General features: G+C 43.3%; 19 protein-coding genes, 10 tRNA genes, 3 rRNA genes and 1 pseudogene. 29 read left to right on the top strand and 4 right to left on the bottom strand.

What is annotated here, in order from left to right; translation table 11 throughout:
- Positions 1–282: 282 nt before the first annotated feature.
- From SK608_RS01560 to SK608_RS01690, 27 genes and pseudogenes are all read left to right on the top strand, one after another.
- Positions 283–1828 (top strand): 16S ribosomal RNA (locus SK608_RS01560).
- 51 nt (positions 1829–1879) lie between these two features.
- Positions 1880–1952, top strand: a tRNA-Ala gene (locus tag SK608_RS01565).
- A gap of 124 nt (positions 1953–2076) precedes the next feature.
- Positions 2077–4978: ribosomal RNA gene (locus SK608_RS01570) — 23S ribosomal RNA — on the top strand.
- 76 nt (positions 4979–5054) lie between these two features.
- A 5S ribosomal RNA gene (gene rrf, locus SK608_RS01575) occupies positions 5055–5170 on the top strand.
- Together the 16S, 23S and 5S rRNA genes with 10 tRNA genes alongside form the textbook arrangement of a ribosomal RNA operon.
- A 4-nt stretch (positions 5171–5174) precedes the next feature.
- Positions 5175–5247 (top strand) — tRNA-Val (locus tag SK608_RS01580).
- Between the two features lie 2 nt (positions 5248–5249).
- Positions 5250–5322, top strand: a tRNA-Asp gene (locus tag SK608_RS01585).
- Between the two features lie 24 nt (positions 5323–5346).
- Positions 5347–5419 (top strand) — tRNA-Lys (locus SK608_RS01590).
- Between the two features lie 5 nt (positions 5420–5424).
- A tRNA-Leu gene (locus SK608_RS01595) sits at positions 5425–5506 on the top strand.
- A gap of 18 nt (positions 5507–5524) precedes the next feature.
- Positions 5525–5597, top strand: a tRNA-Thr gene (locus tag SK608_RS01600).
- 22 nt (positions 5598–5619) lie between these two features.
- Positions 5620–5691: transfer RNA gene (locus SK608_RS01605), tRNA-Gly, on the top strand.
- 7 nt (positions 5692–5698) lie between these two features.
- Positions 5699–5784: transfer RNA gene (locus SK608_RS01610), tRNA-Leu, on the top strand.
- A gap of 11 nt (positions 5785–5795) precedes the next feature.
- Positions 5796–5869: transfer RNA gene (locus tag SK608_RS01615), tRNA-Arg, on the top strand.
- 15 nt (positions 5870–5884) lie between these two features.
- Positions 5885–5958, top strand: a tRNA-Pro gene (locus SK608_RS01620).
- Positions 5959–6387: 429 nt separating this feature from the next.
- A complete protein-coding gene (locus tag SK608_RS01625; protein WP_000390697.1) occupies positions 6388–6594 on the top strand; it encodes a hypothetical protein in 207 nt (68 codons plus the stop codon).
- Positions 6591–6785, top strand: a complete 195-nt coding sequence (locus SK608_RS01630; RefSeq protein ID WP_000708868.1) for a hypothetical protein — start codon at positions 6591–6593, stop codon at positions 6783–6785. Before SK608_RS01625 ends, SK608_RS01630 begins: the two co-directional genes overlap by 4 nt.
- Entirely contained in the window at positions 6772–7656 is an 885-nt protein-coding gene (locus tag SK608_RS01635) for an ABC transporter ATP-binding protein (RefSeq protein WP_023943524.1), read from the top strand. The genes SK608_RS01630 and SK608_RS01635 overlap by 14 nt, the downstream gene beginning before the upstream one ends.
- 1 nt (position 7657) lies before the next feature.
- Positions 7658–8395 (top strand): ABC transporter permease, encoded by a 738-nt coding sequence (locus tag SK608_RS01640; protein ID WP_033676055.1) that lies wholly within the window; start codon positions 7658–7660, stop codon positions 8393–8395.
- Positions 8395–9492 carry a sensor histidine kinase gene (locus SK608_RS01645; RefSeq protein ID WP_033676058.1) on the top strand — a complete coding sequence of 366 codons (1098 nt, stop codon included), beginning with the start codon at positions 8395–8397 and terminating at the stop codon, positions 9490–9492. The genes SK608_RS01640 and SK608_RS01645 overlap by 1 nt, the downstream gene beginning before the upstream one ends.
- Positions 9493–10092 carry a response regulator transcription factor gene (locus SK608_RS01650; protein WP_033676061.1) on the top strand — a complete coding sequence of 200 codons (600 nt, stop codon included), beginning with the start codon at positions 9493–9495 and terminating at the stop codon, positions 10090–10092.
- 312 nt (positions 10093–10404) lie between these two features.
- On the top strand, positions 10405–10818 hold the full coding sequence (gene rpsL, locus SK608_RS01655; protein WP_001142332.1) for a 30S ribosomal protein S12: 414 nt from the start codon (positions 10405–10407) through the stop codon (positions 10816–10818).
- 19 nt (positions 10819–10837) lie between these two features.
- On the top strand, positions 10838–11308 hold the full coding sequence (gene rpsG, locus SK608_RS01660) for a 30S ribosomal protein S7 (RefSeq protein ID WP_000087873.1): 471 nt from the start codon (positions 10838–10840) through the stop codon (positions 11306–11308).
- Between the two features lie 394 nt (positions 11309–11702).
- Positions 11703–13784, top strand: a complete 2082-nt coding sequence (fusA, locus tag SK608_RS01665) for an elongation factor G (RefSeq protein ID WP_033676064.1) — start codon at positions 11703–11705, stop codon at positions 13782–13784.
- Between the two features lie 103 nt (positions 13785–13887).
- Entirely contained in the window at positions 13888–18279 is a 4392-nt protein-coding gene (locus SK608_RS01670; RefSeq protein ID WP_033676068.1) for a PolC-type DNA polymerase III, read from the top strand.
- Positions 18280–18380: 101 nt separating this feature from the next.
- Positions 18381–18644 carry a type II toxin-antitoxin system RelB/DinJ family antitoxin gene (locus SK608_RS01675; protein ID WP_000047859.1) on the top strand — a complete coding sequence of 88 codons (264 nt, stop codon included), beginning with the start codon at positions 18381–18383 and terminating at the stop codon, positions 18642–18644.
- Positions 18637–18915: pseudogene (locus SK608_RS01680) on the top strand (type II toxin-antitoxin system RelE/ParE family toxin). The gene SK608_RS01675 and the pseudogene SK608_RS01680 overlap by 8 nt, the downstream one beginning before the upstream one ends.
- A 20-nt stretch (positions 18916–18935) precedes the next feature.
- On the top strand, positions 18936–19088 hold the full coding sequence (locus SK608_RS01685; protein WP_033676072.1) for a hypothetical protein: 153 nt from the start codon (positions 18936–18938) through the stop codon (positions 19086–19088).
- Positions 19089–19109: 21 nt separating this feature from the next.
- A complete protein-coding gene (locus SK608_RS01690; protein WP_033676074.1) occupies positions 19110–20351 on the top strand; it encodes an aminopeptidase in 1242 nt (413 codons plus the stop codon).
- A 53-nt stretch (positions 20352–20404) separates the two neighbouring features.
- On the opposite strand, the gene SK608_RS01695 is transcribed toward SK608_RS01690, so the two are convergent.
- Positions 20405–21457 (bottom strand): HNH endonuclease, encoded by a 1053-nt coding sequence (locus SK608_RS01695; protein ID WP_235202145.1) that lies wholly within the window; start codon positions 21455–21457, stop codon positions 20405–20407.
- Positions 21458–21471: 14 nt separating this feature from the next.
- Between SK608_RS01695 and SK608_RS01700 the strand changes: the two genes are divergently transcribed.
- Entirely contained in the window at positions 21472–22194 is a 723-nt protein-coding gene (locus SK608_RS01700; RefSeq protein ID WP_033676076.1) for a pseudouridine synthase, read from the top strand.
- 111 nt (positions 22195–22305) lie between these two features.
- Complete coding sequence (gene pepC / locus SK608_RS01710; protein WP_033676079.1) at positions 22306–23640, top strand: aminopeptidase C; 1335 nt, start codon at positions 22306–22308, stop codon at positions 23638–23640.
- A 55-nt stretch (positions 23641–23695) separates the two neighbouring features.
- On the opposite strand, the gene SK608_RS01715 is transcribed toward pepC, so the two are convergent.
- From SK608_RS01715 to SK608_RS01725, 3 genes are read right to left on the bottom strand one after another with little or no spacing between them, the layout of a single operon-like run.
- A complete protein-coding gene (locus SK608_RS01715; protein WP_033676082.1) occupies positions 23696–24607 on the bottom strand; it encodes a PTS system mannose/fructose/sorbose family transporter subunit IID in 912 nt (303 codons plus the stop codon).
- A 23-nt stretch (positions 24608–24630) separates the two neighbouring features.
- Positions 24631–25434 carry a PTS mannose/fructose/sorbose transporter subunit IIC gene (locus SK608_RS01720; protein ID WP_000022716.1) on the bottom strand — a complete coding sequence of 268 codons (804 nt, stop codon included), beginning with the start codon at positions 25432–25434 and terminating at the stop codon, positions 24631–24633.
- Between the two features lie 25 nt (positions 25435–25459).
- Positions 25460–26449: a PTS sugar transporter subunit IIB gene (locus tag SK608_RS01725; RefSeq protein ID WP_000021970.1), complete on the bottom strand. Its 990-nt coding sequence runs from the start codon at positions 26447–26449 to the stop codon at positions 25460–25462.
- Positions 26450–26622 lie beyond the last annotated feature (173 nt).

Genomic DNA, 26622 nt, shown 5'->3' on the forward strand with positions numbered 1-26622 from the left:
TTTTCACGGCGGTAACACGGGTTCGAATCCCGTACGGACTATGGTATGTTGCGGTTGAGGCACTTGATGAAAAAAGTTTTAAAAAAGTTTCAAAAAAGTGTTGACAAGCGAAAGCAACTGTGATATACTAATATAGTTGTCGCTTGAGAGAAGTGAGTGACAAAGACCTTTGAAAACTGAACAAGACGAACCAATGTGCAGGGCACTACAACTAAGGTTGTAGTACTGAACAATGAAAAACAATAAATCTGTCAGTGACAGAAATGAGTGAGAACTCAAACTTTTAATGAGAGTTTGATCCTGGCTCAGGACGAACGCTGGCGGCGTGCCTAATACATGCAAGTAGAACGCTGAAGGAGGAGCTTGCTCTTCTGGATGAGTTGCGAACGGGTGAGTAACGCGTAGGTAACCTGCCTGGTAGCGGGGGATAACTATTGGAAACGATAGCTAATACCGCATAATAGTAGATGTTGCATGACATTTGCTTAAAAGGTGCAATTGCATCACTACCAGATGGACCTGCGTTGTATTAGCTAGTTGGTGGGGTAACGGCTCACCAAGGCGACGATACATAGCCGACCTGAGAGGGTGATCGGCCACACTGGGACTGAGACACGGCCCAGACTCCTACGGGAGGCAGCAGTAGGGAATCTTCGGCAATGGACGGAAGTCTGACCGAGCAACGCCGCGTGAGTGAAGAAGGTTTTCGGATCGTAAAGCTCTGTTGTAAGAGAAGAACGAGTGTGAGAGTGGAAAGTTCACACTGTGACGGTATCTTACCAGAAAGGGACGGCTAACTACGTGCCAGCAGCCGCGGTAATACGTAGGTCCCGAGCGTTGTCCGGATTTATTGGGCGTAAAGCGAGCGCAGGCGGTTAGATAAGTCTGAAGTTAAAGGCTGTGGCTTAACCATAGTACGCTTTGGAAACTGTTTAACTTGAGTGCAAGAGGGGAGAGTGGAATTCCATGTGTAGCGGTGAAATGCGTAGATATATGGAGGAACACCGGTGGCGAAAGCGGCTCTCTGGCTTGTAACTGACGCTGAGGCTCGAAAGCGTGGGGAGCAAACAGGATTAGATACCCTGGTAGTCCACGCCGTAAACGATGAGTGCTAGGTGTTAGACCCTTTCCGGGGTTTAGTGCCGCAGCTAACGCATTAAGCACTCCGCCTGGGGAGTACGACCGCAAGGTTGAAACTCAAAGGAATTGACGGGGGCCCGCACAAGCGGTGGAGCATGTGGTTTAATTCGAAGCAACGCGAAGAACCTTACCAGGTCTTGACATCCCTCTGACCGCTCTAGAGATAGAGTTTTCCTTCGGGACAGAGGTGACAGGTGGTGCATGGTTGTCGTCAGCTCGTGTCGTGAGATGTTGGGTTAAGTCCCGCAACGAGCGCAACCCCTATTGTTAGTTGCCATCATTCAGTTGGGCACTCTAGCGAGACTGCCGGTAATAAACCGGAGGAAGGTGGGGATGACGTCAAATCATCATGCCCCTTATGACCTGGGCTACACACGTGCTACAATGGCTGGTACAACGAGTCGCAAGCCGGTGACGGCAAGCTAATCTCTTAAAGCCAGTCTCAGTTCGGATTGTAGGCTGCAACTCGCCTACATGAAGTCGGAATCGCTAGTAATCGCGGATCAGCACGCCGCGGTGAATACGTTCCCGGGCCTTGTACACACCGCCCGTCACACCACGAGAGTTTGTAACACCCGAAGTCGGTGAGGTAACCGTAAGGAGCCAGCCGCCTAAGGTGGGATAGATGATTGGGGTGAAGTCGTAACAAGGTAGCCGTATCGGAAGGTGCGGCTGGATCACCTCCTTTCTAAGGATAAGGAACTGCGCATTGGTCTTGTTTAGTCTTGAGAGGTCTTGTGGGGCCTTAGCTCAGCTGGGAGAGCGCCTGCTTTGCACGCAGGAGGTCAGCGGTTCGATCCCGCTAGGCTCCATTGGTGAGAGATCACCAAGTAATGCACATTGAAAATTGAATATCTATATCAAATAGTAACAAGAAAATAAACCGAAAACGCTGTAGTATTAATAAGAGTTTATGACTGAAAGGTCAAAGAATAAGGTTAAGTTAATAAGGGCGCACGGTGGATGCCTTGGCACTAGGAGCCGAAGAAGGACGTGACAAACGACGATATGCCTTGGGTAGCTGTAAGTAAGCGATGATCCAGGGATTTCCGAATGGGGGAACCCAACAGGTACTACCTGTTACCCACATCTGTTAAGGATGTGAGGAGGAAGACGCAGTGAACTGAAACATCTAAGTAGCTGCAGGAAGAGAAAGCAAAAGCGATTGCCTTAGTAGCGGCGAGCGAAACGGCAGAAGGGCAAACCGAAGAGTTTACTCTTCGGGGTTGTAGGACTGCAATGTGGACTCAAAAGATTATAGAAGAATGATTTGGGAAGATCAGCCAAAGAGAGTAATAGCCTCGTATTTAAAATAGTCTTTGTACCTAGCAGTATCCTGAGTACGGCGGGACACGAGAAATCCCGTCGGAATCTGGGAGGACCATCTCCCAACCCTAAATACTCCCTAGTGACCGATAGTGAACCAGTACCGTGAGGGAAAGGTGAAAAGCACCCCGGGAGGGGAGTGAAATAGAACCTGAAACCGTGTGCCTACAACAAGTTCGAGCCCGTTAATGGGTGAGAGCGTGCCTTTTGTAGAATGAACCGGCGAGTTACGTTATGATGCGAGGTTAAGTTGAAGAGACGGAGCCGTAGGGAAACCGAGTCTGAATAGGGCGAATTAGTATCATGACGTAGACCCGAAACCATGTGACCTACCCATGAGCAGGTTGAAGGTGCGGTAAGACGCACTGGAGGACCGAACCAGGGCACGTTGAAAAGTGCTTGGATGACTTGTGGGTAGCGGAGAAATTCCAAACGAACTTGGAGATAGCTGGTTCTCTCCGAAATAGCTTTAGGGCTAGCGTCGACATTAGGATTCTTGGAGGTAGAGCACTGTTTGGGTGAGGGGTCCATCCCGGATTACCAATCTCAGATAAACTCCGAATGCCAATGAATTATGGTCGGCAGTCAGACTGCGAGTGCTAAGATCCGTAGTCGAAAGGGAAACAGCCCAGACCACCAGCTAAGGTCCCAAAATAATTGTTAAGTGGAAAAGGATGTGGGGTTGCACAGACAACTAGGATGTTAGCTTAGAAGCAGCTATTCATTCAAAGAGTGCGTAATAGCTCACTAGTCGAGTGACCCTGCGCCGAAAATGTACCGGGGCTAAAACAATTTACCGAAGCTGTGGATACCTTTATAGGTATGGTAGGAGAGCGTTCTATGTGTGAAGAAGGTGTACCGTGAGGAGTGCTGGAACGCATAGAAGTGAGAATGCCGGTATGAGTAGCGAAAGACAGGTGAGAATCCTGTCCACCGTAAGACTAAGGTTTCCAGGGGAAGGCTCGTCCGCCCTGGGTTAGTCGGGACCTAAGGAGAGACCGAAAGGTGTATCCGATGGACAACAGGTTGATATTCCTGTACTAGAGTATGTAGTGATGGAGGGACGCAGTAGGCTAACTAAAGCAGACGATTGGAAGAGTCTGTCTAAGCAGTGAGGTGTGATATGAGTCAAATGCTTATATCTATAACATTGAGCTGTGATGGGGAGCGAAGTTTAGTAGCGAAGTTAGTGACGTCACACTGCCAAGAAAAGCTTCTAGCGTTTAAACATACTCTACCCGTACCGCAAACCGACACAGGTAGTCGAGGCGAGTAGCCTCAGGTGAGCGAGAGAACTCTCGTTAAGGAACTCGGCAAAATGACCCCGTAACTTCGGGAGAAGGGGTGCTGACTTTAAGTCAGCCGCAGTGAATAGGCCCAAGCAACTGTTTATCAAAAACACAGCTCTCTGCTAAATCGTAAGATGATGTATAGGGGGTGACGCCTGCCCGGTGCTGGAAGGTTAAGAGGAGTGCTTAGCGCAAGCGAAGGTATGAATTGAAGCCCCAGTAAACGGCGGCCGTAACTATAACGGTCCTAAGGTAGCGAAATTCCTTGTCGGGTAAGTTCCGACCCGCACGAAAGGCGTAATGATTTGGGCACTGTCTCAACGAGAGACTCGGTGAAATTTTAGTACCTGTGAAGATGCAGGTTACCCGCGACAGGACGGAAAGACCCCATGGAGCTTTACTGCAGTTTGATATTGAGTGTCTGTACCACATGTACAGGATAGGTAGGAGTCTAAGAGATCGGGACGCCAGTTTCGAAGGAGACGTTGTTGGGATACTACCCTTGTGTTATGGCCACTCTAACCCGGATAGGTGATCCCTATCGGAGACAGTGTCTGACGGGCAGTTTGACTGGGGCGGTCGCCTCCTAAAAGGTAACGGAGGCGCCCAAAGGTTCCCTCAGAATGGTTGGAAATCATTCGCAGAGTGTAAAGGTATAAGGGAGCTTGACTGCGAGAGCTACAACTCGAGCAGGGACGAAAGTCGGGCTTAGTGATCCGGTGGTTCCGTATGGAAGGGCCATCGCTCAACGGATAAAAGCTACCCTGGGGATAACAGGCTTATCTCCCCCAAGAGTTCACATCGACGGGGAGGTTTGGCACCTCGATGTCGGCTCGTCGCATCCTGGGGCTGTAGTCGGTCCCAAGGGTTGGGCTGTTCGCCCATTAAAGCGGCACGCGAGCTGGGTTCAGAACGTCGTGAGACAGTTCGGTCCCTATCCGTCGCGGGCGTAGGAAATTTGAGAGGATCTGCTCCTAGTACGAGAGGACCAGAGTGGACTTACCGCTGGTGTACCAGTTGTCTTGCCAAAGGCATCGCTGGGTAGCTATGTAGGGAAGGGATAAACGCTGAAAGCATCTAAGTGTGAAACCCACCTCAAGATGAGATTTCCCATGATTTTATATCAGTAAGAGCCCTGAGAGATGATCAGGTAGATAGGTTAGAAGTGGAAGTGTGGCGACACATGTAGCGGACTAATACTAATAGCTCGAGGACTTATCCAAAGTAACTGAGAATATGAAAGCGAGAGGTTTTCTTGATTTGAATAGATATTCAATTTTGAGTAGGTATTACTCAGAGTTAAGTGACGATAGCCTAGGAGATACACCTGTACCCATGCCGAACACAGAAGTTAAGCCCTAGAACGCCGGAAGTAGTTGGGGGTTGCCCCCTGTGAGATATGGAAGTCGCTTAGCTCTAGGGAGTTTAGCTCAGCTGGGAGAGCATCTGCCTTACAAGCAGAGGGTCAGCGGTTCGATCCCGTTAACTCCCAAAGGTCCCGTAGTGTAGCGGTTATCACGTCGCCCTGTCACGGCGAAGATCGCGGGTTCGATTCCCGTCGGGACCGTTTGAAATAACGAAAGTTATTTTAGACTCGTTAGCTCAGTTGGTAGAGCAATTGACTTTTAATCAATGGGTCACTGGTTCGAGCCCAGTACGGGTCATATCTGCGGGTTTGGCGGAATTGGCAGACGCACCAGATTTAGGATCTGGCGCTTAACGGCGTGGGGGTTCAAGTCCCTTAACCCGCATTAAGATATAATAAATGAGCCGGCTTAGCTCAGTTGGTAGAGCATCTGATTTGTAATCAGAGGGTCGCGTGTTCAAGTCATGTAGCCGGCATTTTTAGATAGAAGAAAACAGTGCGAACGTAGTTCAGTGGTAGAACACCACCTTGCCAAGGTGGGGGTCGCGGGTTCGAATCCCGTCGTTCGCTTAGAGAGGCCGGGGTGGCGGAACTGGCAGACGCACAGGACTTAAAATCCTGCGATTGGTAACGATCGTACCGGTTCGATTCCGGTCCTCGGCATAATATAATGAGCACCCTTAGCTCAACTGGATAGAGTACCTGACTACGAATCAGGCGGTTAGAGGTTCGACTCCTCTAGGGTGCATTTTTCTATTTAACTCGGGAAGTAGCTCAGCTTGGTAGAGTACTTGGTTTGGGACCAAGGTGTCGCAGGTTCGAATCCTGTCTTCCCGATTCGTTTCAGAGATGCGTGAGTGTATCTTTTTTAAACTAGATATTATATACATTAAGAGAGAATCAGTTTGGTTCTCTCTTTTTTGAATTTCAGTATTTTAGGTATACACATTGAAATTTAATAGATTTTATAACTCTTATTAATTCTTAATAAAGCAATAGAAGAGTTTTTGCTGAACCTATAATATATGTTTCAATGTTATAAAAATTGCTGTTATTACGAGTTTAGATAAGTATTAGTTTACATTATAGTGTGAATTGTGTTTGATATTTCTTTTGAGGAAGCTGCCTTAGATTTTTCTACTTATCTTTTATTGCATAGTGTATCTTGCTTGTTTTGAACAGAATCTTTTATGACATTTGTCATATTTTCTAGTGACAGAAGCATCTAGCTCCGCTAACTTCAAAGGGCTATAATTGAAGTATGAAATGGAGGAAGAAGAGATGAAAAATAAAATGATTGTCGCAGTGAGTCTAGTAGCAGCAGGAGTCATGACTTATCTCATGTTCTCAGGATTGGATGAAGATTTCTATCATTTTCCTTGGGAGCTATTTGCAGGATTTGGAATGATGTCCTGGCTTATCCGAGAAGGTTTGAAATTAGTCTCAGATGTGAAAAAGGAGTTTGAAAAATGAAAAAAGCGTTTCTCTATCTTTTTATTGGACTATCACTAGTGGTATGGTTGGTAGAAATGTTTACAGGTTGGTTTGATCAAGCCTTCCTGCACCAAGCCATTCGCGGTGCCTGGGGTCTAGGATTTATGATTTTAATCGCCTTTCCGATGGGAAAGGAGTTGCTGAAAGGAGAATATCATGAACATGATTAAGGTTCAAGGCTTACATAAAAATATCAAGGGCAAGGCTATTTTGAAGGATATTTCCTTTGAGGTAGCTGAAGGTGAATGCGTCGCCTTGATTGGGCCCAATGGTGCTGGGAAGACCACACTCTTGGACTGTCTGCTTGGAGATAAATTGGTCGCCAGTGGGCAAGTATCTATCCAAGGTTTGCCAGTGACGAGCTCTAAGTTAGACTATACGAGATCCTATCTCCCTCAAGAAAATGTAATTGTTCAAAAACTAAAGGTTAAAGAGTTGATTGCTTTCTTTCAACGTATCTATCCAAATCCCTTGAGCGAGCAGGAAATCGATCAACTATTGCAGTTTGACCAACAGCAGAAAGAGCAATTTGCAGAAAAATTGTCAGGCGGGCAAAAGCGTCTCTTCTCTTTTGTCTTGACCTTGATTGGGCGACCAAAGCTTGTCTTTTTAGATGAACCAACTGCTGCCATGGATACTTCAACTCGTCAACGCTTTTGGGAAATTGTTCGGGACCTAAAAGCGCAAGGAGTCACGATTCTCTATTCGTCTCATTACATCGAAGAGGTAGAGCATACAGCTGACCGGATTTTGGTCTTGAATAAGGGAGAGTTGATTCGTGATACGACGCCTCTAGCTATGCGTAGTGAGGGAATTGAAAAGCATTTTATCCTTCCTCTAGCTTACAAGGAAGTCGTTGAGCAGTCTAACTTGATTGAAAAATGGACTCAAAAACAAGATGCTCTGCAAGTAGTCACACGAGAGGCAAATGCTTTCTGGGAGCTATTAGCCCAAGCAGGATGTAGAATACAAGAAATTGAAGTCAATAATCGTAGCTTGTTGGATACAATCTTTGAAGAAACACAAAAGGGAGATGACTAAGATGAAACGATGGATCGCACTAAATAAGATAGAATTTCTATTGACCAAACGGCAATTAGTCTATTATCTATTATCCGTAGGGATGCCGACAGCCTTCTATTTATTCTTTTCAGGCATGTACCAGGAAACACCTGGTGGACCCGCGAATTTTATGCGTGATTATCTTATCTCCATGACGGCCTTTTCCATGATGTCGACAGCTATCTTTTCATTCCCAGTTGTTTTACATACCGACAAGATCAACAATTGGCAGAAAACATTACGTCATAGCCCTGTAAATATGGTAGAATATTATCTATCAAAGATAACAAGTATGCTGGTTGATTATTTGGTTTCAATCTTGGTGGTTTTCTCAGTTGGGCATTTTGTAAGAGGTGTAGAGATGCCTCTAGGAAGCTGGGTTGGGGCTGCGATTTTGCTGATTTTGGGAAGTATTGCTTTTGTAGCGATTGGCTTGACCTTGACTCTCTTACCAACTAGTCAGCTGATGTCTGTCGTGGGCAATCTTCTTTATCTAGGATTGGCTGTTTTAGGCGGACTCTGGATGCCTATCTCTTTATTTCCAGACTGGATGCAAGCGATCGGTAAGTGTCTCCCGACCTATCAGTTGATGGAGTTGCTCAAGACCTTCTTAAACGAGGGTGGCATCAATCTATCAGCCACAGTTTATTTACTTGTTTTTTCAGCAGTTTTATTTGGTTTGACTATTTACCTTCAAGGTCATAAGGAGAATGCTTAATGCTTGAAAGACTGAAAAGCATAGACTATATGTATTGGGCTAGTTTGATTTTTATGGTTTTTCCCATCGTTCCTGTAGTGACTGGGGAGCTACCTAGCTGGCATTTGTTGATTGATATTCTATTTGTGGTGGCTTACTTAGGCGTTTTAACCACCAAGAGTCAGCGCTTATCCTGGCTCTGTTGGGTTATCATGCTGGTCTATGTAGTTGGGAATACCGCCTTTGTTGGTGTAAATTATATCTGGTTCTTCTTTTTCCTTGCCAATCTCTTAATTTATCATTTCGGCGTACGTAGTTTTAATTCTTTACATGTCCGGACTTTTCTCCTTGCTCAAGTCCTTGTTGTGGGGCAACTGTTGATTTTTCAGGAAGTTGAAGTTGAGTTTCTAGTCTATCTGCTCGGAATTATCACTTTTATCGATTTAATGACTTTTGGCTTGGTTCGGATTCGTATTGTGGAGGATTTGAAAGAAGCTCAGGCTAAGCAAAATGCCCAGATAAATCTATTGCTTGCTGAAAATGAACGTAGTCGTATCGGTCAGGATTTGCATGATAGTCTGGGACACACTTTTGCTATGCTGAGTGTCAAGACAGATTTAGCCTTGCAGTTATTTCAGATGGAGGCTTATCCACAGGTGGAAAAGGAATTAAGAGAAATACAGCAAATTAGCAAAGAATCAATGCGTGAAGTGAGAACCATTGTGGAAAATCTTAAGTGTAGAACTTTGACATCCGAACTAGAGACTGTGAAAAAGATGTTAGAAATTTCTGGAATTGAGGTGGAAACGGATAACCAACTAGATACTGCTAGCCTAACTCAGGAATTGGAGTCAACGGCTTCCATGATTTTGCTTGAATTAGTGACCAATATCATCAAACATGCTAAAGCGTCTAAAGTCTACTTAAAATTAGAACGGACAGAGAAAGAACTCATTCTAACAGTGAGAGATGATGGCTGTGGCTTTACTTCTATAAAGGGGGATGACCTCCATACAGTTCGAGATCGTGTTCTTCCATTTTCGGGAGAAGTAAAGGTAATTAGTTGGAAACAACCGACAGAAGTTCAGGTTCGACTGCCTTATAAGGAGAGAAAATAGATGAAAGTATTAGTCGCAGAAGATCAAAGTATGTTGCGAGATGCCATGTGCCAGTTGCTCATGCTTCAACCAGATGTAGAGTCTGTCTTTCAAGCCAAGAATGGGCAAGAAGCAATCCAACTATTAGAAAAGGAGTCTGTAGATATCGCCATCCTTGACGTAGAAATGCCTGTTAAGACAGGTCTTGAAGTCTTGGAGTGGATACGAGCTGAAAAGCTTGAAACAAAGGTGGTTGTGGTGACGACCTTCAAGCGTCCTGGGTATTTTGAACGTGCGGTCAAGGCTGGAGTAGATGCTTATGTATTAAAAGAAAGAAACATTGCAGACCTCATGCATACCTTGCACACTGTCCTTGAAGGGCGCAAGGAGTATTCGCCTGAATTGATGGAAGTGGTGATGACGCATCCCAATCCGTTGACAGAACAAGAGATTGCTGTTTTAGAGGGAATTGCTAAGGGATTATCCAATCAAGAAATTGCAGACAAACTTTATCTATCCAACGGAACAGTCCGAAACTATGTCACCAATATTCTTTCTAAATTAGATGCTGGTAATCGAACAGAGGCAGCTAATATCGCGAAAGAATCTGGTTGGTTGTGATGATATAATATTTTTTAAACATTATGTGTTAAAATTGATGGGATTGAATGGAACAATACTAACTTTAGGAGGGTGAGATTCCTCCTTTTTCTTTTTTGGGGGAGTACCACAAAAGAGCTAAAATTAAGAATAAAAAAGAAAAATATCTTGACAACCAAGGGAAAATTTTGTTACAATAATAGACGGTACTTTTTACTTTTGGTCTCTCAAGAGTGTACAGGGACGTGCTGACAAATGTTGCAAAAGTACACACAGATGATAGCTGTCACCAAGTGTATCATCACCAAAAATAAAAAACACAGGAGAATGTAGATGCCTACAATTAACCAATTGGTTCGCAAACCGCGTAAATCAAAAGTAGAAAAATCTAAATCACCAGCTTTGAACGTTGGTTACAACAGTCATAAAAAAGTTCAAACAAACGTTTCTTCACCACAAAAACGTGGTGTTGCAACTCGTGTTGGAACAATGACACCTAAAAAACCTAACTCAGCCCTTCGTAAATTCGCTCGTGTACGTTTGAGCAACCTTATCGAAGTTACTGCCTACATCCCAGGTATCGGACACAACTTGCAAGAGCACAGCGTGGTGCTTCTTCGTGGTGGACGTGTAAAAGACCTTCCAGGGGTACGTTACCATATCGTCCGTGGTGCACTTGATACTGCAGGTGTTAACGATCGTAAACAAGGCCGTTCTAAATACGGTACTAAACGTCCAAAAGCATAAGGAAAGGGGATAAAGAGAAATGAGTCGTAAAAATAGAGCTCCAAAACGTGACGTATTGCCAGATCCGCTTTACAATTCACAACTAGTTACTCGTCTTATCAACCGCGTTATGCTTGATGGTAAACGTGGTACAGCTGCTTCAATCGTTTACGGTGCCTTTGAGCAAATCAAAGAAGCTACTGGAAACGATGCACTTGAAGTATTTGAAACAGCTATGGAAAACATCATGCCTGTACTTGAAGTACGTGCACGTCGTGTTGGTGGTTCTAACTACCAAGTCCCAGTTGAAGTTCGTCCAGAACGTCGTACAACACTTGGACTTCGTTGGTTGGTAACAATCGCTCGTCTTCGTGGTGAACACACAATGCAAGACCGTCTTGCAAAAGAAATCTTGGATGCTGCTAACAACACTGGTGCAGCTGTTAAGAAACGTGAAGACACTCACCGTATGGCTGAAGCTAACCGTGCATTCGCACACTTCCGTTGGTAATATAGGATGCGAAAGCGTTAAGAAAGTCCCAGAGAAAATAGGGAATCAAAGCAGGTTGCGATTGCAACCAATGAGCTTCATCTTTTTCTCCAGACTTTTAGCTTGAGCTCAACTAAATCATGATGCTAGGAACAGTAAGGATGCAAGGTGAAAATAGGAAACTGACGCAGTATTCGACGAATACAAGGAAGTTTATCTTTTTCACACAGCATCCCGTTCCGGCTCAAATCGGCTAATTAACTTTAGCCCGAGTTCGATTCAATTTGTAAATCTACAAGTTGAAACCAACAATAGCATGAAAACATTGAGAACGGGTAGGTCCTGCCTATCCGTTTTTATTAAAATCGTGTTATAATAGAATAGAAATCAAAAATAAATAGGAGAAACAAACCTCATGGCACGCGAATTTTCACTTGAAAAAACTCGTAATATCGGTATCATGGCTCACGTCGATGCTGGTAAAACAACAACTACTGAGCGTATTCTTTACTACACTGGTAAAATCCACAAAATCGGTGAAACTCACGAAGGTGCGTCACAAATGGACTGGATGGAGCAAGAGCAAGAGCGTGGTATCACTATCACATCTGCTGCGACAACAGCTCAATGGAACAACCACCGCGTAAACATCATCGACACACCAGGACACGTGGACTTCACAATCGAAGTACAACGTTCTCTTCGTGTATTGGATGGTGCGGTTACCGTTCTTGACTCACAATCAGGTGTTGAGCCTCAAACTGAAACAGTTTGGCGTCAAGCAACTGAGTATGGAGTTCCACGTATCGTATTTGCTAACAAAATGGACAAAATCGGTGCTGACTTCCTTTACTCAGTAAGCACACTTCACGATCGTCTTCAAGCAAATGCACACCCAATTCAATTGCCAATCGGTTCTGAAGATGACTTCCGTGGTATCATCGACTTGATTAAGATGAAAGCTGAAATCTATACTAACGACCTTGGTACAGATATCCTTGAAGAAGATATTCCAGCTGAATACCTTGACCAAGCTCAAGAATACCGTGAAAAATTGGTTGAAGCAGTTGCTGAAACTGATGAAGATTTGATGATGAAATACCTTGAAGGTGAAGAAATCACTAATGAAGAATTGAAAGTTGCTATCCGTAAAGCAACTATCAACGTTGAATTCTTCCCAGTATTGTGTGGTTCTGCCTTCAAGAACAAAGGTGTTCAATTGATGCTTGATGCGGTTATCGACTACCTTCCAAGCCCACTTGATATCCCAGCGATCAAAGGTGTTAACCCAGATACAGACGAAGAAGAAACTCGTCCAGCATCTGACGAAGAGCCATTTGCAGCTCTTGCCTTCAAGATTGCAACAGACCCATTTGTAGGTCGTTTGACATTCTTCCGTGTATACTCAGGTGTTCTTCAATCTGGTTCTTACGTAATGAACACTTCTAAAGGTAAACGTGAACGTATCGGACGTCTTGTGCAATTGCATGCCAATAGTCGTCAAGAAATCGAAACCGTTTATGCTGGTGATATTGCAGCTGCTATTGGTTTGAAGGATACAACTACTGGTGATTCATTGACAGATGAAAAAGCTAAAATCATCCTTGAGTCAATCCACGTTCCAGAACCAGTTATCCAGTTGATGGTTGAGCCAAAATCTAAAGCAGACCAAGACAAGATGGGTATTGCCCTTCAAAAATTGGCTGAAGAAGATCCAACATTCCGCGTTGAAACAAACGTTGAAACTGGTGAAACAGTTATCTCTGGTATGGGTGAACTTCACCTTGACGTCCTTGTTGACCGTATGCGTCGTGAGTTCAAAGTTGAAGCAAACGTAGGTGCTCCTCAAGTATCTTACCGTGAAACATTCCGCGCTTCTACTCAAGCACGTGGATTCTTCAAACGTCAGTCTGGTGGTAAAGGTCAATTCGGTGATGTATGGATTGAGTTTAGTCCAAACGAAGAAGGTAAAGGATTCGAATTCGAAAACGCAATCGTCGGTGGTGTGGTTCCTCGTGAATTTATCCCAGCGGTTGAAAAAGGTTTGGTAGAATCTATGGCTAACGGTGTTCTTGCAGGTTACCCAATGGTTGACGTTAAAGCTAAGCTTTACGATGGTTCATACCACGATGTCGACTCATCTGAAACTGCCTTCAAGATTGCGGCTTCACTTGCTCTTAAAGAAGCTGCTAAATCAGCACAACCAGCTATCCTTGAGCCAATGATGCTTGTAACAATCACTGTTCCAGAAGAAAACCTTGGTGATGTTATGGGTCACGTAACTGCTCGTCGTGGACGTGTAGATGGTATGGAAGCACATGGTAACAGCCAAATCGTTCGTGCTTACGTTCCACTTGCTGAAATGTTCGGTTACGCAACAGTTCTTCGTTCTGCATCTCAAGGACGTGGTACATTCATGATGGTATTTGACCACTATGAAGATGTACCTAAGTCAGTACAAGAAGAAATCATTAAGAAAAACAAAGGTGAAGACTAATCAGTCCTCACTCTAGAAGGAAGTCACTTAGTGGCTTCCTTTTGTCTTTAGAAAACACCTCTAAGTATGGTAAAATAGTAGGAGAATAATGTGAGGAAAATGAATGTCAAATAGTTTTGAAATTTTGATGAATCAACTGGGGATGCCTGCTGAAATGAGACAGTCTCCTGCTTTAGCACAGGCTGATATTGAGCGAGTTGTGGTTCATAAAATTAGTAAGGTATGGGAGTTTCATTTCGTATTTTCTAATATTTTACCGATTGAAATCTTTTTAGAATTAAAGAAAGGTTTGAGCGAAGAATTTTCTAAGACAGGAAATAAAGCTGTTTTCGAAATCAAGGCTCGGTCTCAAGAATTTTCAAATCAGCTCTTGCAGGCCTATTATAGGGAGGCTTTCGCTGAAGGGCCATGTTCTAGCCAAGGTTTTAAGTCCCTTTACCAGAATCTGCAAGTTCGTGCGGAGGGCAATCAACTCTTTATTGAAGGCTCTGAGGCGATTGATAAGGAACATTTTAAGAAGAATCATCTTCCTAACTTAGCGAAACAACTTGAAAAGTTTGGTTTTCCAACTTTTAACTGTCAGGTCGAGAAGAATGATGTTCTGACTCAAGAGCAAGAAGAAGCCTTTCATGCGGAAAATGAGCAGATTGTTCAAGCTGCCAATGAGGAAGCGCTACGTGCTATGGAGCAACTGGAACAGATGGCACCTCCTCCAGCGGAAGAGAAACCAGCCTTTGATTTTCAAGCGAAAAAAGCTGTAGCCAAACCCAAGCTGGACAAGGCGGAGATTACTCCTATGATCGAAGTGACGACGGAGGAAAATCGTCTGGTCTTTGAAGGGGTTGTGTTTGATGTGGAGCAAAAAGTGACCAGAACAGGGCGTGTTTTGATCAACTTTAAAATGACAGACTACACTTCCAGTTTTTCTATGCAAAAGTGGGTTAAGAACGAGGAAGAGGCTCAGAAATTTGATCTAATTAAGAAAAATTCTTGGCTCCGAGTTCGTGGGAATGTGGAGATGAATAACTTCACACGAGATTTGACTATGAACGTGCAGGATGTGCAGGAAGTTGTTCACTATGAGCGGAAGGATTTGATGCCAGAAGGTGAGCGCCGGGTTGAGTTTCATGCTCATACTAATATGTCGACTATGGATGCTTTGCCAGAAGTCGAAGAAATCGTTGCGACAGCTGCTAAGTGGGGACACAAAGCAGTTGCTATCACCGACCACGGGAATGTCCAGTCTTTCCCACACGGCTATAAGGCTGCCAAGAAAGTGGGAATCCAGCTAATCTATGGGATGGAAGCCAATATCGTTGAGGACCGTGTCCCTATCGTCTATAACGAAGTGGAGATGGACTTGTCGGAAGCGACCTACGTGGTCTTTGACGTGGAAACGACGGGGCTTTCAGCTATCTATAATGATTTGATTCAGGTTGCGGCTTCTAAGATGTACAAGGGGAATGTCATTGCTGAATTTGATGAATTTATCAATCCTGGGCATCCCTTGTCAGCTTTTACTACTGAGTTGACTGGAATTACAGACGATCATGTCAAAAATGCCAAACCACTGGAACAAGTTCTGCAAGAATTCCAAGAGTTTTGCAAGGATACAGTCTTAGTTGCCCATAATGCTACCTTTGACGTTGGCTTTATGAATGCCAACTATGAACGTCATGGTCTGCCAAAGATTAGTCAGCCAGTGATTGATACGCTGGAGTTTGCTAGAAATCTATATCCTGAGTTTAAACGTCATGGTCTGGGACCGTTGACCAAGCGTTTTGGTGTGGCCTTAGAACATCACCACATGGCTAACTACGACGCGGAAGCTACTGGTCGTCTGCTCTTCATCTTTATCAAAGAGGTAGCAGAAAAACATGGTGTGACTGATCTGGCTAGACTTAATATTGATTTGATTAGTCCAGATTCTTATAAAAAAGCTCGAATCAAGCATACAACCATTTATGTCAAGAATCAAGTGGGGCTGAAGAATATCTTTAAACTGGTTTCTTTGTCCAATACCAAGTACTTTGAAGGGGTTCCACGGATTCCGAGAACGGTTCTAGATGCCCATCGGGAAGGTTTGATTTTGGGGTCGGCTTGCTCGGAGGGCGAAGTTTTTGATGCAGTCGTTTCCCAAGGTGTGGATGCGGCGGTTGAGGTGGCCAAGTATTATGACTTTATCGAGGTCATGCCACCAGCTATCTATGCTCCCTTGATTGCTAAGGAGCAGATCAAGGATATGGAGGAACTTCAGACTATTATCAAGAGTTTGATAGAGGTTGGAGACCGTCTTTGCAAGCCCGTTCTTGTTACGGGAAACGTCCACTATATCGAACCAGAAGAAGAGATTTATCGAGAAATTATCGTCCGTAGTTTGGGTCAGGGGGCGATGATTAATAGAACGATTGGTCATGGTGAACATGCTCAACCAGCTCCTCTCCCCAAAGCTCATTTTAGAACGACTAATGAGATGTTGGATGAATTTGCCTTCTTGGGGGAGGATTTGGCTCGTAAACTGGTTATTGAAAACACCAATGCCTTGGCAGAAATCTTTGAACCTGTTGAGGTTGTTAAGGGTGACTTGTACACGCCTTTCATTGACAAGGCTGAAGAAACAGTTGCTGAGTTGACCTATAAGAAAGCTTTTGAGATTTATGGAAATCCGCTGCCAGATATCGTTGATTTGCGGATTGAAAAAGAATTGACTTCCATTCTGGGGAATGGATTTGCTGTGATTTATCTGGCATCGCAGATGCTGGTTCAACGTTCCAATGAACGGGGTTACTTGGTGGGTTCTCGTGGATCTGTCGGTTCTAGTTTCGTTGCGACCATGATTGGGATTACGGAGGTCAATCCTCTTTCTCCTCACTATGTCTGTGGTCAGTGTCAGTACAGTGAGTTTATCACCGATGGTTCTTATGGTTCAGGTTTTGATATGCCTAATAAGGACTGTCCTAAATGTGGTCACAAACTCAGTAAAAACGGACAGGATATTCCGTTTGAGACCTTCCTTGGTTTTGATGGGGACAAGGTTCCCGATATTGACTTGAACTTCTCGGGAGAAGACCAGCCTAGCGCCCACTTGGATGTGCGTGATATCTTTGGTGAGGAATATGCCTTTCGTGCAGGAACGGTTGGTACGGTGGCTGCCAAGACTGCCTATGGATTTGTCAAGGGTTACGAGAGAGATTATGGCAAGTTTTATCGTGATGCAGAGGTGGAACGCCTAGCTCAAGGTGCAGCTGGTGTCAAGCGGACGACAGGTCAACACCCGGGGGGAATCGTTGTTATTCCTAACTACATGGATGTCTACGACTTTACGCCTGTCCAGTATCCAGCGGATGACGTGACCGCTGAATGGCAGACCACTCACTTTAACTTCCATGATATTGACGAGAACGTCCTCAAACTCGATGTGCTGGGACATGATGATCCGACCATGATTCGAAAACTCCAGGACTTGTCTGGGATTGACCCTAATGAAATTCCTATGGATGACGAAGGCGTAATGGCCCTCTTTTCTGGGACTGATGTGCTAGGAGTGACACCTGAGCAAATCGGAACTCCGACAGGTATGCTGGGGATTCCAGAATTTGGAACCAACTTTGTACGTGGGATGGTAGATGAGACGCATCCGACGACTTTTGCGGAGTTGCTTCAGCTCTCAGGTCTGTCCCACGGTACGGATGTCTGGTTGGGAAATGCTCAGGATTTAATCAAGCAAGGAATAGCAGACCTATCGACTGTTATCGGTTGTCGGGACGACATCATGGTTTACCTCATGCATGCTGGTCTAGAACCTAAGATGGCCTTTACCATCATGGAACGGGTGCGTAAAGGCTTATGGCTGAAGATTTCAGAAGAGGAGCGGAATGGCTATATCGAAGCCATGAAGGCTAATAAGGTGCCAGAGTGGTATATAGAGTCCTGTGGGAAAATCAAGTACATGTTCCCTAAAGCCCATGCGGCAGCCTACGTTATGATGGCCCTTCGTGTAGCTTACTTCAAGGTTCACCATCCCATTTATTACTACTGTGCTTACTTCTCCATCCGTGCTAAGGCTTTTGATATCAAGACCATGGGTGCGGGCTTGGATGCCATCAAGCACAAAATGGAAGAAATCGCTGAAAAACGGAAAAACAATGAAGCCTCTAATGTGGAAATCGATCTCTATACAACTCTTGAGATTGTCAATGAGATGTGGGAGCGTGGTTTCAAGTTTGGAAAACTCGATCTCTACCGTAGTCAGGCGACAGAGTTCCTCATCGATGGGGATACCCTCATTCCACCATTTGTAGCAATGGATGGTCTGGGAGAGAACGTTGCTAAGCAGTTGGTGCGAGCGCGTGAAGAGGGAGAATTCCTCTCAAAAACAGAACTACGCAAACGTGGTGGACTCTCATCAACTTTGGTTGAAAAGATGGATGAAATGGGGATTCTGGGCAATATGCCAGAGGATAACCAGCTCAGTTTGTTTGATGAGTTGTTTTAAAAAATTGTTTAATCATCTATCCAAAGAGGCTAATGTATATCCAATAGATTTACATTGGCTTTCTTTTTTGTTAAAATAGTCTGTAGAAAGAAGGTGAGAGTATGTCAAAGACGAGCATGAGTATCCGTTTGGATAGTGAGGTCAAGGAGCAGGCCCAACAGGTGTTTAATAATCTGGGAATGGATATGACGACTGCCATCAATATTTTCCTTCGTCAAGCTATTCAATATCAGGGTTTACCTTTCGATGTTAGACTAGACGAGAATCGGAAGTTGCTTGAGGTATTAACGGATTTAGACCAAAATCGTAATATGAGCCAATCCTTTGAATCAGTCTCTGACTTGATGGAGGATTTGCGTGCTTAATATTCGTTATCATAAACAGTTTAAAAAAGATTTTAAGTTGGCTATGAAGCGTGGTTTGAAGGCAGAATGATTAGAAGAAGTTTTAAATTTTCTGGTTCAAGAAAAGGAACTTCCTGCCAGATAACGTGATCATCAATTAACGGCATCTAAGCATTTTCAAGGAGTTCGTGAATGCCATATCCAGCCAGATTGGCTTTTGGTTTATAAAGTAGACAAGTCGGAATTAATTTTAAATTTGCTGAGGACAGGAAGTCATAGTGATTTGTTTTAATAAATTTTAAGGGGGTTCTCATGAAACTAAGAATTTTTGCGGAAGATAAGCCAGCTGAGAAGGTATTTGAATATCAATTAGAACTTGCTGATCAGACAATTATCCTATCAACAGCACTCTTGTCAGGTGCTATTGCTTTAGCAGGATTATTTTCTGCTTTGAAAGAAAAATAAAAATAGAAAAGAGAAAACAACATGGTTTTACCAAATTTTAAAGAAAATCTAGAAAAATATGCGAAATTATTGGTTGCGAACGGAATCAATGTGCAACCTGGTCACACTTTGGCTCTCTCTATCGATGTGGAGCAACGTGAGTTGGCTCACTTAATCGTCAAAGAAGCTTATGCTTTGGGTGCACATGAGGTGATCGTTCAGTGGACAGATGATGTCATCAACCGTGAGAAATTCCTCCACGCACCGATGGAGCGTTTGGACAATGTGCCAGAATATAAGATTGCTGAGATGAACTATCTCTTGGAGAACAAGGCTAGCCGTCTTGGAGTTCGTTCTTCTGACCCAGGTGCCTTGAACGGTGTGGACGCTGACAAGCTATCAGCTTCTGCTAAAGCTATGGGACTTGCTATGAAGCCAATGCGCATCGCAACTCAATCTAACAAGGTTAGCTGGACTGTAGCAGCCGCTGCTGGACTTGAGTGGGCTAAGAAAGTCTTTCCAAATGCTGCGAGCGATGAAGAAGCAGTCGATCTCCTTTGGGACCAAATCTTCAAAACTTGCCGTGTCTATGAAGAAGATCCTGTTAAGGCTTGGGAAGAGCATGCAGCTATCCTTAAGAGTAAGGCAGATATGCTTAATAAAGAACAATTTTCAGCCCTTCACTACACAGCGCCAGGGACAGATTTAACACTTGGTTTGCCGAAGAACCACGTTTGGGAATCAGCTGGTGCTATCAATGCACAGGGCGAAGGATTCTTGCCAAATATGCCGACAGAGGAAGTCTTCACAGCGCCTGACTTCCGTCGCGCAGATGGTTATGTCACTTCTACAAAACCGCTTAGCTATAATGGAAATATTATTGAAGGTATTAAGGTAACCTTTAAGGATGGACAAATCGTGGATATTTCAGCTGAGAAGGGTGATCAGGTCATGAAAGACCTTGTCTTTGAAAATGCGGGTGCGCGTGCCTTGGGTGAATGTGCCTTGGTACCAGATCCAAGCCCAATTTCTCAGTCAGGCATTACCTTCTTTAACACCCTTTTCGATGAAAATGCATCAAACCACTTGGCTATCGGTGCAGCCTATGCGACTAGCGTAGTTGGTGGAGCGGAGATGAGCGAAGAGGAGCTTGAAGCTGCGGGACTTAACCGTTCAGATGTTCACGTAGACTTTATGATTGGTTCTAACCAAATGGATATCGATGGTATCCGTGAGGATGGGACACGTGTACCACTCTTCCGTAACGGAGATTGGGCAAATTAACAAAAATATCCCAAAAGCAAATTGAATTGTAAGTATGCTTTTGGGATATTTATTTATAAGATTTTATTAGATTTTGAACGATTACATTTCCAACAGAGAGTTTGAAGATTGTCAGGTGTGGAAAGTCCTCCTTTTGATACAGGGGCAATATGGTCTATCTCAAGTAACAGGAGAGATTGTTCAGCTGTAGAGGCAGCACAGATTTGACAAGTATAGTGATCTCTTTCTTTTATTTGAGTTCGAAGTTTGTTTGTCATCAGTGATCGTTGAGCTTGAGCAGTTTGTTTTGATTTTATTTTCTTTGCAATATACTCTGCTGTTGCTTCAACAGTTTCACCGTTAAACAGAATTGTCGTTTTCTGAGAACTATTGCCTCCTGCACTCACGTATTCAAAAATATAAGAAGTGTAATCAACCTTTATGTCTGGTAGGTGGATATCTAACTCTTTCATTAAATCTTTAGAAAAGTATTTTAAAATAAATTTTGGAGGATTAAAGTCGTTTTTTATTTGTTCCTCTCGTTGATAAAGATTATCAATTGTGTTTTCCATTCGAGAGATATTCTCTCCGATTTCTTCAAGCTGTTTCAAGCTTTCTTCGGTTGCAGTTATTCCGAAATACTTACAGAGATAATGTATAGGTTCTTCAGATGCACGTCGCACAACTTGTAGGGAAGTTGAATAAACGTTACTTTGATTTAAAGTTTTTTTATGTTTATCTCGCTTATAGTCATGTTGGCTAGTATTTTCAAAGTGAGCTAAATGTGCATGTTTCCCTGTAATATCCTTTATAATAAATTGATTTTTATTTGGGATATCTTTTACATATTCTGAAATTTCATTAAACTCAATAATAGTATCTGCAATTTTTTGTTTTTGTTCTAGAAAACCTGGACTTTTAAAATATCTTATTTTTCTAATATGTAAAGATATACCATAAATGAGGAATAAGCAGAGTGCAATTAGAATAAATGGAAGAATCTTTAAAAATAAAGCTATTACTACAAAAATAAGAAATAAATAGATTAACCACATATGGATGTTTCCTTTTAAACGAAGTATATTTATACTATACCATAAAATTGATAATAGTTCAGCAATTTCCATGATATAATAGTTCTATGAGATTAGATAAATTTTTAGTTGCCTGCGCTGTGGGGAGCCGGACAGAGGTCAAAAACATGCTCAAGGCTGGGCGCGTGACTGTAAATGGTAAAAAAGAAAAGTCAGCTAAATTGCAGATTGATGAAGAAAGAGATGAGATTCGCTTTGATGGGCAAGTGTTGGAGTATGAAGAGTTTGTCTACTACATGATGAACAAGCCCCAAGGGGTTATTTCAGCGACTGAGGATCCTAGGCACAGAACCGTTCTGGACTTGCTGGATGATATTGCTCGGAGTAAGGAAGTTTTCCCAGTAGGACGCTTGGATATTGATACACATGGTCTTCTACTCTTGACCAATGACGGCCAGCTGGCCCATGCTCTTCTTTCACCTAAGCGTCATGTGGATAAGACCTATATGGCGCAAGTCAAGGGAATCATGACCCAAGAAGATGTGGATATATTTGCTGATGGTATTCATCTCAAAGACTTTACCTGTCAACCCGCTAGACTGGAGCTTGTGTCCATAGATATAGAAAAGAATCAAAGCCAAATCCGTGTGACTATTGCAGAAGGGAAGTTTCATCAGGTCAAGCGTATGGTGGGCTACTGTGGCAAGGAAGTTGTAGACTTGCAACGTTTGACTATGGGAACTTTAGTTTTAGATAAGAACTTGCAGCGAGGAGAATGGCGTCGCTTGACCAAGGAAGAATTAGAAGATCTCCGTGCTAGTATTGCTTAATTTGGTTTATATTCGAAAAAGGTGAGGGATAATGTCCTCGCCTTTTATGTTTTTCAGTTGCTTCCTTTGTGAAAAGAGTTATAATAGACTGTAGAATAAAAGGAGGAATCTATGAACGCGATTCAAGAATCATTTACTGATAAACTATTTGCCAATTATGAAGCAAATATCAAATACCAAGCGATTGAAAATGCTGCTAGCCACAACGGAATTTTTGCAGCCCTAGAACGTCGCCAAAGCCATGTAGATAACACACCTGTTTTCTCATTGGATTTGACTAAGGACAAGGTAACCAACCAGAAAGCGTCTGGTCGTTGCTGGATGTTTGCGGCCCTCAATACCTTCCGCCACAAACTCATTTCACAATATAAATTGGAAAATTTTGAATTGTCACAGGCCCACACCTTCTTCTGGGACAAGTATGAGAAATCAAACTGGTTCTTGGAGCAAGTCATTGCGACTGCAGACCAAGACTTGACGAGTCGTAAGGTTAAATTCCTACTCCAAACACCACAACAAGACGGTGGTCAGTGGGATATGGTGGTGTCTCTCTTTGAGAAATACGGTGTCGTGCCCAAGTCAGTTTACCCTGAGTCTGTTTCATCTAGTAGTAGTCGTGAGCTAAATGCCATTCTCAACAAATTGCTTCGTCAAGATGCTCAAATTTTACGTGATCTATTAGCTTCAGGTGCTGATCAAGCGACTGTTCAAGCTAAGAAAGAAGACCTCTTGCAAGAAATCTTTAACTTCCTTGCTATGTCATTGGGTCTTCCGCCACGTAAATTTGACTTTGCTTATCGCGATAAAGATAACAACTACCAAAGCGAAAAGGGTATTACACCACAAGAGTTTTACAAGAAATATGTCAATCTTCCTCTAGAAGACTACGTTTCTGTTATCAATGCTCCAACTGCTGACAAGCCTTACGGAAAATCTTACACAGTTGAGATGTTAGGAAATGTAGTTGGTAGCCGTGCGGTTCGTTACATCAACGTTCCAATGGAGCGCTTGAAAGAATTGGCGATTGCCCAAATGCAAGCAGGTGAGACTGTTTGGTTTGGTTCAGATGTCGGTCAGCTCAGCAACCGTAAAGCTGGAATCCTTGCGACAGATGTTTATGACTTTGAATCAAGCATGGACATTCAACTTACTCAAGACAAGGCTGGACGTTTGGACTATAGTGAAAGCTTAATGACCCACGCCATGGTCTTGACAGGTGTTGATTTGGACGAAAATGGCAAGTCAACTAAGTGGAAGGTTGAAAACTCATGGGGAGACAAGGTCGGTACAGATGGTTACTTTGTTGCCTCAGATGCTTGGATGGACGAATACACATATCAAATCGTTGTCCGCAAAGAATTGCTGACAGCTGAAGAACAAGCTGCCTATGAAGCAGAACCAATTGTACTTGCACCATGGGATCCAATGGGTGCCTTGGCCGAATAAAAGTATAGAAAAAAGGAATCAGATTTTAGAACCTGATTCCTTTTAAGTTGCTTGATTACATGATGTGAAGAACATGTGCCACAATACCTACTGCAAAGAGTGCAAGGATAATAGTGATTGGAGATACTTTTTTCTTAAGCAAGTACATGCAAAGGAAAGTAAGGAGTAGTCCTGATAGTCCAGGAATCAACATATCCAAGTTTTGTTGGAAAGTAGTAACTTTTTCAGGTGTTTGAGACAATCCTTGTCCTACTTGTGCGAATGCTTCTTGTATACCTTTAGATCCTTCTGGCAATTTATCCCAGTGGATATAAGCCTTTTCATCTAGTTGAACTTTGGCAACATCGAAAGCAAATTTAATATTTACCCAACGTTGAACAAGGACAGCAAGAATGAACATACCAAGGATAGAAGCACCTTTAGTGATGTCTTGGAGGATACCGCCAGACATATCTTTAGTGATTTCTGATCCAGCCTTGTATCCAATCTCTTGTGTATACCACAAGAATGACATACGAATCAAGTTCCAAAGAACGAAGAAGAGGATTGGACCTAAGATATTACCAGTAAGGGCAAGTGAAGCACCGAGTGATCCAAGGATTGGGCGTACTGTAAACCAGAATACTGGGTCACCGATACCAGCAAGAGGTCCCATCATACCGATTTTAACCCCTTGGATAGCAGCATCATCAATCTCAACACCGTTAGCACGTTCTTCTTCAAGTGCAAGAGTAACCCCCATGATTGGAGCGGCTACGTATGGGTGAGTGTTGAAGAACTCAAGATGGCGTTCAAGAGCAGCGATTTGATCTTCTTTTTTAGTGTAGAGTTTTTTAAGAGCTGGAATTAATGAGTAAGCCCAACCCAAGTTTTGCATACGTTCATAGTTCCAAGAACCTTGTAAGAAAGTTGAACGCCACCAAACTTTTTTACGATCTGATTTAGTTAATTGAAGTTTTTCAGTCATGATGTTTTCAGTCCTTTCTTATCTTAGTAGTCTTCTAGGATATCGCCGATTGGGTCGTTAGAAGTTGCGGCTCCTCCGCCACCATTTCCACCAGTTTTAGAAAGGTGAAGGTAGATAAGAGCGATAGCAACACCGATAGCACCAAATCCGATTAGAGTAATATCTGACACGGCAGCAAGCACGAAACCGATAGCGAAGAATGGCCATACTTCACGAGTTGCCATCATGTTGATAACCATAGCGTAACCAACGGCAACAACCATACCACCACCGATAGCCATACCATCTTTGAGCCAATCAGGCATAGCATTTAGAATGCTTTGTACTGTTTCAGTTGGTACCATTAGAAGGAGTGCTGCAGGGACTGCAATACGAAGACCTTGAAGAAGAAGTGCGACAAAGTGAGCACGTTCAACTGCTTTGAAGTCACCTTTTTTAGCAGAAGCATCAGCAGTGTGAACCAATCCGACAGAGAGTGTACGGACAATCATAGTCAAGAATAGACCAGCAACTGCAAGAGGGATAGCAACCGCTTGGGCAACACCGATACCTGTCTTAGTAAAGTCGCCACCAAGAACCATGATAATGGCAGCAGCAACAGAAGCAAGAGCAGCGTCAGGAGCTACGGCAGCTCCGATGTTAGCCCAACCAAGGGCGATCATTTGAAGAGAACCACCAAGGATAATCCCTGCTTCAAGGTTACCAGTAACAAGACCGATAAGGGTACAAGCTACGATTGGTTGATGGAATTGGAACTGGTCGAGGATACCTTCAAGACCTGCTAGGAAGGCTACAACGACTACTAAAACCATAGAAATAATAGACATCTTTAAAATCCTTTCATAAAATCGATTATTGCACGTTTGCTTTGTTGATCAAGTCAAACAAATCTTTTTTCGTGTCGTTTGGTACTTTACGTACATCAAATTCAACACCAAGGTCACGCATTTTTTCAAATGTAGCAACGTCTTCTTTGTCCATAGACAAAACGTTGTTAACCATTGTTTTACCAGTTGAGTGAGCCATTGATCCAACATTAAGAGTTTTGATTGGTACGCCACCTTCGATAGCACGAAGAGCATCTTGAGGTGTTTCAAACAAGATAAGGGCATGTGTTTCTCCGAAGCGAGGATCTTTTGCAACGTCGATTAGTTTTTGGATAGGAACAACGTTTGCTTTCACTTTACCTGGAGCTGCTTGTTTAATCAATTCTTTACGTAATTCGTCTTTAGCTACGTTATCTGAAGCAACGATGATACGGTCTGCTTTTGAATCTGGAGTCCAAGCAGTTGCAACCTGACCGTGAAGTAAACGAGTGTCTAGACGGGCAAGGTTGATTTTGAGTTTACCGTCTCCGATGACAGTTCCTTCTGGAATAGCAGCTTGGGCAACTGGAGCAGCTGCAGCGCTTGCTACTTCCTCAACTGGGTTTAGCTCTTCTGGAAGAGCCTTGATGCCATCTTTGGCTTCTTTAATGATATTAGCAGCGACTTTTTCTACACCTGCAGCAGCGTCCATGAGGCGCTCTGTATAGGCTTGAATCAACATCGGTAAATTAAGTCCTGTGATGATGGCAAACTTACGCTCAGGATTTTCTCCCATCACGCGGCTAGCTTGGTTAAATGGAGATCCACTCCAAAGGTCAGCCAAAACTAGAACCTCATCTTCTGCGTCAAATGCAGCAACAGCGTTATTAAACTTAGCGTATAAATCATCAGGACCTTCATTTGGCATAAAGGTTACAACTTGAACCTTTTCTTGTTCACCAAAGATCATAGATCCTGACTGATGAATACCCGCAGCAAATTCGCCGTGGCTCGCAATAATGATTCCGATACTCATTATTGTCATTCCTCCTTTTTTGTTTTAGTTTTTGTTTAAGAAAACTTTAAGACTTTTTAAGTATAAACCGTTTTCATCTAAAAATCAACTATTTATCATAAAATAATTAAAAAGATTACATCTGAAAATATTGATATATTGAGTTTTAGAGAAGTTTTTTTGAATCCTTATTT

The sequence above is a fragment of the Streptococcus mitis subsp. hohhotensis genome (assembly GCF_000722775.1).
Lineage (GTDB): Bacteria > Bacillota > Bacilli > Lactobacillales > Streptococcaceae > Streptococcus > Streptococcus carlssonii.